This is a genomic window from Arthrobacter sp. SDR-2R (assembly GCF_057747955.1).
Genome location: NZ_CM173231.1, coordinates 2,849,204 through 2,861,419 on the forward strand (window position 1 = coordinate 2,849,204; position 12,216 = coordinate 2,861,419).

Here is a 12,216-nt window from a genome sequence, read left to right on the forward strand (position 1 = left end):
AAATGCGGAATCCGAAACAGTCCGAGGGCTGTTCGACACAGTCAGAGGCGAAGGGTGTTGACATTGTCAACAGACCGGTTTTCACCGCCGGAAACGTCTTCTCCCGACGGTCTAAGATCCGCCACTCCCCCCGAACCTCGCCGCTCCAGCCCAGTCCAACGCCGGTACAATCGAATCCGAAGCCTAGGGTGTGGGCACTTCCACACCCTTTCCTGACGGTTCAGGCTGGCCTAGCGTGGGATTACATGCCCGGAAATCAGGCCTGCGGATTCCTGCAGTTCAGTGTTGCCGGCAGCGACGCCGACCACGAGGTCAAAGCCCTCATCTGTGGTGAAGTCATGGCGATATCCGTTGATCCACAGCAACAAGACCGTCAGCGGGGCAACGAGAGTACGACGTACCGGGGAGCTTCCGCAACTGTCGCAATCCATCGGGGGAAGTCGCCATCTGGCGCCTCCTAGAAGGACAGTGACTCGCTACGGACATTAGATTAACGTTCGTATCAGCCGACGTCGCCATGCCTGAGCGGAGGTCGGCATGACGTCACTGACAGCCGTCTCAAGTTCCACCCCATATGCACGAATGACCCGCATCCCGTGCTCTGGAGCGCCTTCCATCATGGCCCTGATCGTGGCGGCGTCGCTGAAAATATAGGCGGCGAGAATATCGAGCTCATCCCGAAGTTCCAGCTTGAGGTCGAACAGCGCGCTCCGAAATCGGATGTACTCACCGAAATCATCGGCGTCTTCCATCGCTCGTCCGACCACAAGGAGCTGATGGACTGGAATAACTGCAAGATCCGGATGATCTACATCGCCGTGAGGAAGACATTCGTGGTTCCAAACAGCGCCTCCATAGGAATGGAGGGGCACAGCTATTCCGTACACATTGCTGGTCGGGGCAGCCCAGGTCAACCCGTCGACTGTCACCCCACCGCCACGTCTGACCGCATCCATTCGTAGCTTGAGCTGTGTCGCTGCCTTGCTCACATGGTCCGTGAAAGTGTGAATGACGGTGCCAGGCGTCTGGACGGCAGCCATGGCTTTGCATTCACCGATGAACGTATGCACTGACGAGTCCCGGAAGATAAAGTCCGTTTCACCTTTGTTCTTTGTCTCGGGGATTGGGATAAAGACAGGGGCAAGCGGAAGGTCGATTCCTGGGGGTAGGACCTGACGGAGGGACCGTATCACTGCATTCTCAAAAAGGTCGGAGCGGTCCTTGTTGTCGGCGAGGAGACTGCGGGCCAGATTGAGGAGGGCCAATTCAACCTTGTATGTCGCCTCTCGCACTGCCACCGGCGCGAGGATGCCTCCGACCTTGACGAACGGATAGGCCTCAATTTCGAGCGTATCCACTAACTCCTCGAAGGATTTGGATCGGTACTCGTCGCCCTTCACCGCCAAGGCCTCCACCAGTGGGCGAGCGAACGGGGAAGGCGATGGCACTGCCCCGACTGCTTCCCCGGCCGCCTGCCGATCCACCCTATTTACGTATGCCTCAACCCACTTGAAGAGATCCGTGACGGCCCGCTGACTAACCAATTCCAAGCCGCCGTACTTGGTTCGATTGCTCTCAATCTCACGAGCCATGGAGCTACAGAAGAGTTCTGAAACCCAACGGAAGTGCACATCAACCGACCACATGCGCCTCTGTGTCTCCTGCCACGGGTTCACCTGAACTCCACGCGCAAGGCCCTTGTCGATGTCAGCGACCTGCCAGATTATTCGTGAAGTGGCCAACCACGCGCCGCAAGCAGCAGCGAACCTCTGAACGTTCTCCGGATTCCTATCGGCGCCTCGCCCTGAAACCGCGAGAATCCAGTGAAACCGGTTGAATCCGGCGCTGCTGGCATACCTTGCTGCAGATGAATTCGCCATCGCTCGCTCAAGAGCCTTCATGTCCAAAGCGGTGGCACTGTCCAAGATTCCAAGGAGAAACTCGGCCCTTCGGCGTGACCTGTCCCTGTAATCGCCCACTCGGGCTAATACGGCTTCGCGCTCCTCCGGGCTGGCTTTGCCTGCAAGCACATCAACAATTCCCTCGGTGACAGCGGACGGGAGAGCCCGCCGCTCTTCCTCACAGAAGCGTCGCCGTTCCTCTTCTGCCGCCCATTCTGGTCCCGACTGCCTCTGCCCCATCTGTCTCTCTTCTTCGTGGTTCCTTTCCGAATCCTAAGTGCCTCACAGAGCTCATCTGGATATTCAGGCGCGACACCCAGCGGTGCCTGCTATTCAATCCACTCCCGAGGGATCAACGCGGTTCCATCTCGCCAAGTCTCGATGATTGAACGTTGGAACCATGGGTCGCTGAAGTCAGCATGGTCGAAGGCGATGATCTGCAGCTCTCCATTGAGCTCAGATGTGGCGTCGTACATCATCTTGTAGAGATTGCGGGTGTTGTCACGGTCGGTATCTGACAGTTCATCTAAGTCACCTCCAGTCTTGCGGTCTCGTGGAAAGAAGGCCTGGCTGGGCTGGTCCAGCACGATGAATCGTGGAACCGGTCTGGTGGCTTCGATGAAGTAGCCGTGCAGGGCCAGATAGGCCGTTAGGTGGTACCCGACCCAGCTCATTCCGCTGCCAATGGCTCCGGCGTCCATGTACGCCGGCCCGCGTAGAGTGTCGGCAACCACCGTCAGACGGTAGGGGTCGATACGGACACCGTGCTCAGAGTGCTCAAGTGGAAAGGCCTGTGCAAGTCGCGTCATTCTGCGACTGACTATGTTCAGAACGGAATCGACCGCTGAACGAAGCGCATCAGGATCCAGCTCCTCAGTGAGCAGCTCGGCCTGGTCGCGGAGAGTCGCGACCTGCTCTAGTAACGCCGACATCGTGTCGTCGCGATCGAGTGAGGTAGTTTCAAGATGCTGGGCAATGCGACCTCGAACGAAGCTCTGCTGATCCCAAAACTTCCCTGCTCCTGCTCGAGCGTCATCTGTGAGCGCAAGTTCATCTAGCGCTCCGTCAACGTCTGCGAGCTCCGCCCTCGTCCGATTCCGGTCCTGGACCAGCTCCGTGCGGGCTTCGCTGATCCTAGGCTGATCCCTCTGGGCGAGCTCAATTCGCCGGGCAACACGACCAAGGCTATTTGGTGATGGCGCCATGAGCGTCAGCGTCCTCAACAAGAGTGCGCTGGCATACGGGGCACGCCGCGGCGGGGTCGTTTGAGTCAGGGATAAGGCCAATCGAAGCAAGCCGAACGCGGTGTTCGTTTAGTTCGGCTCCATATTCAGTATCAACGCGAGCAAACTCCTCCAAGCCTCGAATCTTGTCGTTTATCTCGCGCAGAGAATCTCTGAGCGCAACACGACGCGCCAGCAGGCGTTCTGTTTCGGCCTGATCATCAACGTACTCGGCATCCGCTATAGACGAAACCGGATAGAGAACTCGCGATAAGAGCTCAAGGGCCTCCCCTGCATCACTAGGGACGACATCTGAGGAGAGAAGACCACTAGCTCGTGCATCGGCAATGAGCCCAGCTGCGCGGCCCACACCGAGTTCTCTCGCTTCCCGGGCTTCGTCGAGCTTGCGGGTATGACGCCGGATATCGCGACGCAGTTCTGATAATTTCTCCCTCTTCCGGAGAGTGTCTGCTCCCTGGGCGCCGAGAAAGTACGGGAAAGTGTCGCGGATCGCCTGCTTCTGGTAGTCACGATTCTGGCGGTGGAAAAGCAGATCGGGGTTGGCGATTTCTCCCTGGCCTTGGAAGCTGTAGTACAGGGCGTGCTTGAAGTTAGCAGCAAGGGCACGGCGGGTCTGCCCCTCCCCCGGTACGTGGAGGTTCTCCTCAATGCCAATTAGACCACCGAGGTAGTCAAGCAGGTCGGTCGTGTTGGCGTTGACTACTAGTTCAGCGAAAGTCGGGACTTCCAGCGAACCGATGGTGAGCATAACTTGCGAGCTACTCACGCCGTGCGGAGGAGCAGGTCGGCCGATGAAGAACGAAGTGTCGCCAACGTGCGCGAGCAACCCGTACCACGCGACCGTGTTTTGAATTGGCCCGAGGGGTGCATTGGGGCTGTCACCCCCGAGCAGGAATCGGAGGATTCCGATGATGCTCGTTTTCCCCGTACCGGATTCTCCAGTAATGATGTTGAGTGTGCCGGGCCGGAATCGGATTTCCCGTATCCCGCCATCGGCGTTGTAGAGAAGTAGTGCGTCGAGTTGCATTACGGTTGGACTCCCCAGTGTGCGAGCGTATTGGCTTCATCGATGTCAGATACTCCGAACCACTTTCCGAGAAACTTGGCTGCCCGAAGGCAGCTATTCCAGTCGGCTGTGGGGTGAAGCGTACGCGGACGTCTTCCCACAGTGCCTGCGGCGAGACCATCGTGCGTTCCTGACAAAACTGCATGCCGGAGCCCAAAAGTGATAGCAGCGGCGGTGAATGGCCGGAAGCCCCGGACTCTATCAGGGAGGTCCATAACGAGGACCGGGTTCTCTCGAAGCCAGCTCCACATTGACGTAGCAGTAGTCCCTGGAAGCGCTTCCCGTGTCGGCCTATGCAAAGCGGTGGGCAACAGAAGGAAAGCAATAGTGATGGGCATAGGAGCGTCCGCCTTCTCGGAGTACCCCTTGCAGGCGTTGTGGAGCAGGACTGAACAGAATGCGGGATTAAACAACGCGCTTGTTTCAGAACCAAACCCGGGCCCGAGAGTTTGAGCACTCATACAGATTCCTTAAATCCACTCACGGTTTGGCCTCGGCGAGCCGATGTCGCATGAGGTCGATCCAGTCCCGGTGCCAGCCGATCTCAAGTCGGTCGGCGAGAATGTGAAGAGAGCCCAGAGGCAGATACCCAGACCTTACTCCTGAACGGATTTCTGGAAGACTGCACTGCTGCATTGAGGCATAACGCTCCCGAGCCTCACGTCGCGCCTCGGCAGCATCGGCTCCGACCTCGTCGGCGGGTTCCCCGAGCGGGAGGAATACACGGTTCCACTCCTCAGTGAGAGACGGGACTGCCCCGGCTTTTGTTGACTCGGGGTCTTAGGCCGCTGTGAGCGCGGTCCGGTTGATTGTTTCATATTCGATCGGCGTGAGTTTTCCCAGCCGTCTTTGCCGTCGCCGGCGGTGGTAGGTACGCTCGATCCAGGTCGTGATGGCCAGGCGGAGTTGCTGGCGTGTGAGCCACCGCTGGCGGTCCAGGACGTTCTTCTGCAGCAGCGAGAAGAAGGATTCCATTGCGGCGTTGTCCGCGCACGCGCCGACCCGGCCCATAGACCCTGTAAGCCCGTGGTGCCGGAGCGTTTCGACGAAGCGGCGGGACCGGAACTGGGATCCGCGGTCCGAGTGCACGACGGTTCCGGCTGGGCGGCGTGTCCGCACGGCGTTTTCCAGTGCGGCGACGGCGAGCGAGGACTTCATCCGTGGGTCCATCGAGTAGCCGACGATCCTGCCGGAATAGACGTCCTTGACCGCGCAGAGGTAGAGCTTCCCCTCTGCAGTGGGGTGTTCGGTGATGTCTGTCAGCCACAGCTCGTTCGGCGCCTCAGCGGTGAAGTCCCGCTCGACCAGGTCGTCGTGGACCGGCGGTCCTGGTTTCCGGTTCAGGCCACGCTTCTTGGAGAACACCGACCAGATGCCGTGGTCTCTGCACAGGCGCTGGACCCTGTTTTCGCCCGCCGTGATGCCCTTCTCGGGGAGTTCGTCGGCGATGAACCGGTACCCGAATGCCGGGTCGTCCGCGTGGATGTCCAGAGCGGCGTTGACCAGGTGTGCATCGACCCAGTCCCGGTCCGTCACCGGGCTGGCCTTCCACCGGTAATAGCCTTGCTTGCTGAATCCCAACACCCTGCAGGTCACCGCCACGGGGACTCCGTCGGCGGCAAGATCCGTGACCAGCGGGTAGATCATTTTGGGTTGATGTCCCTTGCCAAGTAGGCGGCTGCCCGGCGCAGGATCTCGTTCTCCTGTTCCAGCAGGCGGTTCCGCTTCTTCAGCTCGCGCATCTCGGCCGACTCCGCCGCGGCCGGGCCGGCCCCGGATTCCTTGCGCTCGGCGATGGCAATCCACCGTTTCAGCGTCGTGACCGAAAGCCCGAAATCCTTGGCAATCTGCGTCAGCGGCGCCTCGCCCTTGCGGGCTACATCAATAACATCCTGGCGGAACTCCGCCCCATAAGCCGTGGGCATGGTCAACATCCTTCCACGAGCACAAGCTCGCTAGGTCAAGGAGTCAACAAAACCGGGGGCAGTCCCTGGCATCAGTTGCCGGCAGCTAGGAACAGAGGCCGTTCTCTCGGCTATTTCCGGGCTGAGAGAGGGCGGGTGAGTCTAGGCGTCGGGCCCATCCTCCGAGTAGGACAACAAGTACGAAAAGTTGATCCAGTAGGGCAAGTCCGAGTTGACTTCTTCTACCGCCGCTTTGACCTCATCGGGAATCCGCATTGCCGAATACACCTCGTAGTGCTCTTTGTCGACTCTTCTGACAAAGGCACGGTCCCAGCTACCTCGGGCTATGAGGCTGTCATTGATGATCTTTTCAAACCGGGCTGGACGACTTCCATCCTCTGCCGCTGCGGTGATAGTAAGGCCGCCCTTTTTGTCTCCCCGTTCCAGCAGCTTTTCGACACCGTCAAAGGTCGCACGAGAGTTTTGATCAAGTTTCAAGACCAGCTGGTGAATGTCCTCCAGACGTAACTGCGTCGGCGACATCTCGGGCTTATAGGCGTAATCGTTCTTTTCAATGCGCGCGAAGATGTCTTCCATCTTGCCCCAGTGGTAGTTGAAGGCCTCATCCAGAATGTTCTGGGCAACGGGCAAGGAACGTGCCTTATTGAGAGAATCAATTAGCTTCTTGAATTCAGACTTCCGCCCTTGGGGTTTCTTGAGCTGCCTAAGCTGGAAGTTCTTCAGTGGGCTTGTGAGATCAGCCAAGTCGAGATCGATCAGGATGGGGACAACATTGCTGTCTCCCTCTACCGACTTCCAAAGCGCTCCGGCCTCGTAGTTGATCCACGATCGATCCTGGTTCTCTGCTGTGGTGACAATGATGCCGTATTTCGTGTCTGAGAGCTGGTGGTGGATCTCAGCCATAGAGAGCGTGCCCGAATCGATGTCCATGTCGCTAACCCACGGCTGAAGATTCTGCAGTACATGGGGAAGCCAGCCCCGCAGCTGGATCGCGAAGTCTTTAGATTTCTCGCCGGACCAGCTAATAAAAACCTTCACGACACTTCCCCATCCTCAACTGAATTGCTCAGCCAAGGGTACCAACGTCACCTTGGTTCAGCTCGTCCGCTTTGAATACTTCCCGCCCGGAAACGTGCCGCCAGATCACGTGGTCCAGCCGCCTCGGCTGGGTCGGATAAAGTTCCGCCACCTGCTGGATCAGATCGGCGGTCTCCATCGGCGTCAGTTTCTTTGCGTCGAGTCCCGCGTGCTTTGCCACGAAGCGGATAACCATCCGGTCGGGCTTTACGGACTGAAAGCCGGCAAGAATCAGAAGGTAGTTATAGGTCACTCCCGACTTCTGGCTGGGCAGCCCCAGCCAGGCATCCTTCAACTTTTCTCGGCTCGCTTCGTCAGCGTAGGCCGCACGCAGTTCATCTTGCGTGGTGATCTGAAAATCTTCCTCCTCCAGCAGCGCAGCCGCGCGCCGGATGATTTCAAGCTTTAGCGGCGCATTCTTCTTGGTGTGGGACGGCTTCCTATTATTGACCATCTCCGCCCAGCCAGCGCTACCTCCTGCCGCCTTGAAAGTCTGTAGCAGCTCGGCGGTTCCGTCTCGGTCGGCGTCTCCACCCTCGGCCTTCCTGTAGGCCCGGTATTCGTTCACAACATTGATGACGGCCTGATACTTCGAGCCCGTGGAGTAGATGGAATCAATGATTGAAAGGGCTAGGCTATCCGGATAGCCGTCCGCCGTTATCCACCGCGACTCATCGCCAAAGATGGAACGACACACTTCATTAAGTCTATGGGCTGCTGGGGTGAGATCAGTCGTCATTTCTGGACTGTAGCAAGGTTTCATCATCCAGCTCGTCAGGAGTGAGGTATGTATACCAGCGCAGTTCATCAAGAGTGGCGGGATTCAGCAAGAAGCCACTCACAGAATCAAAAAAACAGAGACTCGGCGCCCCACGATTTAACACAGGGCTCACCCACTGAGTAGTGGTCATCGGAATGACTCATAAAATCCCAGCCTGTTCGACTACCCACTTACCGAGCGCTTCTTCATACTCAGTTTTGATCAGGTGGCCATCTTCCTGGTGCATATCGACAGTTAGTCGAACAGGCCTAGCAGCACCTAATACCTCTAGATCGATATCCAACTTCAGCGACGGGCTACTCCGGAGAATCTGACGTTTGTGTGGCGGGATGTTTTTCGATGCGAAGCCCAGAGTGACCGCACCCGACGTAGTAACTGTGATGGCCTCCCTAGTCGTAATGGGTGCGGCTAAGGGGTCCGGCTGTTTATCTTTATCGAGCACCTGCGGCCCTACCTTCGTTGCGAAAGCCTCATCACCTATCCAAAGCCGTCCCCTCATGATGTGCGTAGGAAGCGTTACGGCTTCGCGCCCGTTATGGGCGATGAAGACGCGAAGGTTGCCGCTGCAAACTAGCGCCTCTTCCTGTCGTTCCGAGCGGCCCTGCGGAGTGGCCCTCCGAACCTCCGGTCGATATGTGGCGCGAAGAAAACCCTGAAGTGCGATTACTTCAGGCAGCCTAGTGCTCGGTATCAACATTCTGAGCAACTCGTCACGTCGGGCGCTCCGAGTTCCCGTACCTTCTCGCATTGGTACCTCTAGGCTCGGGTTGGCAGAACCAGTCTTGACCACATACGGAGCGCGGTCGGAAGCGATAGCAACGGCTACGACGCTTTCTTCATTGGGACCAACCGGAACGTGAATGTGACGCGTCATCTCAGGAGGCGTGTGGTCGAACTTGTTCGTAATTTGCGCCCACCAGTCGAGAATGTCGGTCCCAGCTACATCGTGGACCGCTCCGTCCTTTTCATCGATGCCGATGATGTAGATGACCGGATCGCCTGCCGCCCGGTTTAGGCTGCCTGCCAACTGACGCGCCTTGTTTTCCTTAGGCCAGTCTCTCTTGCACTCGATGAAATCATTCTCCACGGACTGTCCGGCTCGTATCCGATCAACGGTGGAAATCACTCTGGCTTCAAGATCGATGGCGCGCATGGCGTCCACGCTATCCAATGGCAGCGACAAGCTCTATCTGGCGTTGACCGTTGGCGTGGTATGTCCTAGATCTGACGCCTCGTCAAGGAACAGCACTCCGCCGTGCGCGCCGGGTATATGCATCTGGCCGCCCTCGTAGCCCGAGCAGGGACCGGCCCACCGTCCCGTTGATGAGCCGTAGCATGTTCCAGCTTTCACCTAGGGAGGGATTCGGGTGCGCCCCCAAGGGAACATCTGGTCCGCCAGGTGCAGAGGATGCTGCGCGATCCAGCGCCCCTTGCCAGAGGCGCGCGTGTCACACATGACGACTTCCGAAAAGTCAAGCTTTGTCAACACTCAAAGAGGAAACAGGCCCTTGACCTGCGAAAACACTGTGCCCGAGGTGGGACTCGAACTGTATTCCAGCCCTAGCAAACAGTGGAGGCTCCCGGAAACATGCGGAATCGGAGGCAGTCCAACCGGTGTCCGACCCACTTCGACGGCGAAAGTGTGGACATTGTCCACGCCCCCACTTCCCCCGAAATGTGTCCCCCACACCGCGCCGGCGTGGCCGGCCGATATGCGTCGGGCTAGGTGCTTGGTGCCACAACGTCCTCAAGCACTGACCTGTCGAAGAAGCGGATCTCGCCCGTTGCTTCGAAGAACACCGGAACAACTGACGTGCTCAAATCTTTGGACGTTTCGTAGATATCGGCCGCGCCCCCATGCTTCCTGGCAATTGTTCCAACCAGCTCGGTACCGCGAACCCGAACAGTTCGATATTTGTAGCTCATCATGACTCCTTCGTCGGCTAGGCAACCCTACCCCCTAGGAATCCCGCTTCGGGAGGTTTGCTCCTGTGAGGCCAAACCAGTGGTGGGGACGGCCTCGGCGCACTCCTCCGTTCCTGGGCCGGGGCTCCGTCGTAGCCACTCCTCTTGAACGGGTCTTCTTTGGCAAGAGAACGCGCATTGAATGCCTCCATGGCTCAGGCCCCGGGACGCCGGCCCCGAGGGCGTGCTCCAGCCATTACGCCCCACGCGGAGGCAGCGGCAGGCGCACGTTCATGGGACCTGTTCGATCTCCATTGCTGGAGAGTCAGCAGGAACACCCGCATCAAAGAGAGCAAAACAATAATTTAATCGCAAATGAGAAATTATTCTTGACTCTGTCCGGGCTGGGTCGTAGGCTCAGTGTGCGGCATAGAACACCACAAGCACCCGCAGCAGATGTTGAGAAGAGGCACTTTCATGGACCACCCATCTCCCTTTGACCTGACCGGGCGCAGGGCCCTGATAACAGGGTCAAGCCGGGGTATCGGGAAGGCTTTGGCGACGGGCCTTGCCAAGGCTGGAGCCGCCGTCGTGCTCCATGGCTTGGACCCGGCACGGCTGGAAGCCAGCCGTAAGGAACTGGCGGAATTGTTCGGTGCGGACAAGGTTGGCGCCGTTTCCTTCGACATCACCTCGGAAACCGAGGTGGCGGCAGGGATAGCCCATGCCGAGGCGGCCTACGGCCCGCTCGACATCCTGGTGAACAACGCGGGTATCCAACACCGCGTCGCCCTGTTGGAACTGGACATCGCCGACTGGAACCGGGTGCTCGCTACCGACCTCACCAGCGCTTTCCTGGTGGGCCGCGAAGCCGCCCGACGGATGCTGGAGCGCAATCGCGGGAAGATCATCAACATCGGCTCCGTCCAATCCGACCTGGCCCGGCCCACCATCGGCGCCTACACGGCAGCCAAGGGCGGGCTGCGCAACCTCACCCGCGCCATGACCGCGGAGTGGGCATCCCGGGGCCTGCAGATCAACAGCATCGCCCCCGGATACATCCACACCGAGATGACCCAGGTCCTGGTGGATGACGAGTCCTTCAACTCCTGGATCCTCGGCAGGACCCCGGCCGGCCGCTGGGGAACCGTGGACGACCTGTCCGGGCCGGTAACGTGGCTCGCCTCGGACGCGTCGAACTACGTCAACGGACAGACCATCTTCATCGATGGCGGAATGACAACGGTGGTTTGAGATGACAACAACAGCAACGAACACAGCCGGCCCCGCCGTCGTGGTCCACGGCGTCGGCGACCTCCGGATCGAAACCATTGACCACGCAGCTCCCCAACCCCACGAGGGCGTGGTGGACATCGCCTATGGCGGCATTTGCGGCTCGGACCTGCACTACTGGCTTCATGGCGCCGCAGGCGAATCCCTCCTCCGCGCTCCCCTGGTGCTCGGCCACGAAGTAGTGGGCACCGTGGTCCAGGCCGCCGCAGATGGCACCGGTCCCGCGGTTGGCACCAACGTTGCCGTACACCCTGCCACCCCGGGTGGTACGGGCGCCCGCTACCCCAAAGACCGTCCCAACCTCTCCCCCGGGTGCACCTACCTCGGCAGCGCCGCCCGCTTCCCGCACACCCAGGGCGCCTTCAGCCGCTACTCTGTGCTGGCCGCCAGGATGCTCCGGCCCCTCCCCGACGGGCTTTCCCTCCGCTCGGCCGCACTCGCCGAACCAGCCAGTGTTGCCTGGCACGCCGTCGCCCAGGCCGGTGACGTCGTCGGCAAACGCGTCCTCGTGATCGGCAGCGGTCCCATCGGCAGCCTCATCGTTGCCGTCGCCAAGCGTGCAGGCGCCGCGGAAATCACCGCCGTCGACATGCATGAAGGACCCTTGAAGATCGCGACGGCGGTGGGCGCCACGGGAACAATCCTCGCCACCGATGCGGACGCCATCGCGGCCGTCGAGGCAGATGTGGTGCTGGAATCCTCCGGCAACCACCGTGGGCTCGCATCGGCGCTCCGCGGTGCCATGCGCGGTGGGCGCGTAGTCATGGTGGGCCTCCTGCCATCCGGTGACCAGCCCGTCCCGATTTCCCTGGCCATCACCCGCGAACTCCAGCTGGTGGGTTCGTTCCGCTTCAACGACGAGATCGACGAGGTCCTGGCCGCCCTTGCGGACGGTTCCCTGTACGTGGATCCGGTGGTCACCCATGAATTCCCTTCCACCCGGGCCCTCGAGGCCTTTGACCTCGCCAAGGACGCCACCAAGTCCGGCAAGGTGCTTATCTCCTTCCGCAACGAATAACGCCAC

Annotated in this window: 11 protein-coding genes and 1 pseudogene; 2 read left to right on the plus strand and 10 right to left on the minus strand. The window is 59.5% G+C overall.

All coding sequences use genetic code 11. The features are described from left to right. Positions 1–485: 485 nt before the first annotated feature. From AC3ANU_RS13225 to AC3ANU_RS13270, 10 genes and pseudogenes are all read right to left on the minus strand, one after another. Positions 486–2,141, minus strand: coding sequence for a hypothetical protein (locus AC3ANU_RS13225; protein WP_488314662.1), 1,656 nt, complete (start codon positions 2,139–2,141; stop codon positions 486–488). A gap of 89 nt (positions 2,142–2,230) precedes the next feature. Further along, entirely contained in the window at positions 2,231–3,106 is an 876-nt protein-coding gene (locus AC3ANU_RS13230; protein ID WP_488314663.1) for a DUF3732 domain-containing protein, read from the minus strand. Continuing rightward, on the minus strand, positions 3,087–4,172 hold the full coding sequence (locus AC3ANU_RS13235; RefSeq protein WP_488314664.1) for an ATP-binding protein: 1,086 nt from the start codon (positions 4,170–4,172) through the stop codon (positions 3,087–3,089). The genes AC3ANU_RS13230 and AC3ANU_RS13235 overlap by 20 nt, the downstream gene beginning before the upstream one ends. Beyond that, positions 4,172–4,672: a three component ABC system middle component gene (locus AC3ANU_RS13240; RefSeq protein WP_488314665.1), complete on the minus strand. Its 501-nt coding sequence runs from the start codon at positions 4,670–4,672 to the stop codon at positions 4,172–4,174. The genes AC3ANU_RS13235 and AC3ANU_RS13240 overlap by 1 nt, the downstream gene beginning before the upstream one ends. A 19-nt stretch (positions 4,673–4,691) precedes the next feature. Beyond that, positions 4,692–4,898: pseudogene (locus AC3ANU_RS13245) on the minus strand (ABC-three component system protein); the annotation flags it as partial. A gap of 93 nt (positions 4,899–4,991) precedes the next feature. Next, positions 4,992–6,136, minus strand: a protein-coding gene (locus AC3ANU_RS13250) for an IS3 family transposase (RefSeq protein ID WP_347887693.1) whose coding sequence is annotated in 2 segments (ribosomal slippage) — positions 4,992–5,860 and positions 5,860–6,136 — 1,146 coding nt in all. Because the reading frame shifts where the segments join, the coding sequence is not laid out codon by codon here. A 141-nt stretch (positions 6,137–6,277) separates the two neighbouring features. Beyond that, entirely contained in the window at positions 6,278–7,174 is an 897-nt protein-coding gene (locus AC3ANU_RS13255; protein WP_488314666.1) for a toll/interleukin-1 receptor domain-containing protein, read from the minus strand. Between the two features lie 28 nt (positions 7,175–7,202). After that, positions 7,203–7,952 (minus strand): hypothetical protein, encoded by a 750-nt coding sequence (locus tag AC3ANU_RS13260; RefSeq protein ID WP_488314667.1) that lies wholly within the window; start codon positions 7,950–7,952, stop codon positions 7,203–7,205. Between the two features lie 181 nt (positions 7,953–8,133). Next, complete coding sequence (locus tag AC3ANU_RS13265; protein ID WP_488314668.1) at positions 8,134–9,147, minus strand: hypothetical protein; 1,014 nt, start codon at positions 9,145–9,147, stop codon at positions 8,134–8,136. A gap of 569 nt (positions 9,148–9,716) precedes the next feature. After that, complete coding sequence (locus AC3ANU_RS13270) at positions 9,717–9,923, minus strand: hypothetical protein (RefSeq protein ID WP_488314669.1); 207 nt, start codon at positions 9,921–9,923, stop codon at positions 9,717–9,719. Positions 9,924–10,376: 453 nt separating this feature from the next. On the opposite strand from AC3ANU_RS13270, the gene AC3ANU_RS13275 reads away from it, so the two are divergent. Together AC3ANU_RS13275 and AC3ANU_RS13280 are read left to right on the plus strand one after the other, a co-directional pair. Continuing rightward, entirely contained in the window at positions 10,377–11,153 is a 777-nt protein-coding gene (locus tag AC3ANU_RS13275; RefSeq protein WP_488314670.1) for an SDR family oxidoreductase, read from the plus strand. A gap of 1 nt (position 11,154) precedes the next feature. Continuing rightward, positions 11,155–12,210, plus strand: coding sequence for an L-idonate 5-dehydrogenase (locus AC3ANU_RS13280; RefSeq protein WP_488314671.1), 1,056 nt, complete (start codon positions 11,155–11,157; stop codon positions 12,208–12,210). Positions 12,211–12,216 lie beyond the last annotated feature (6 nt).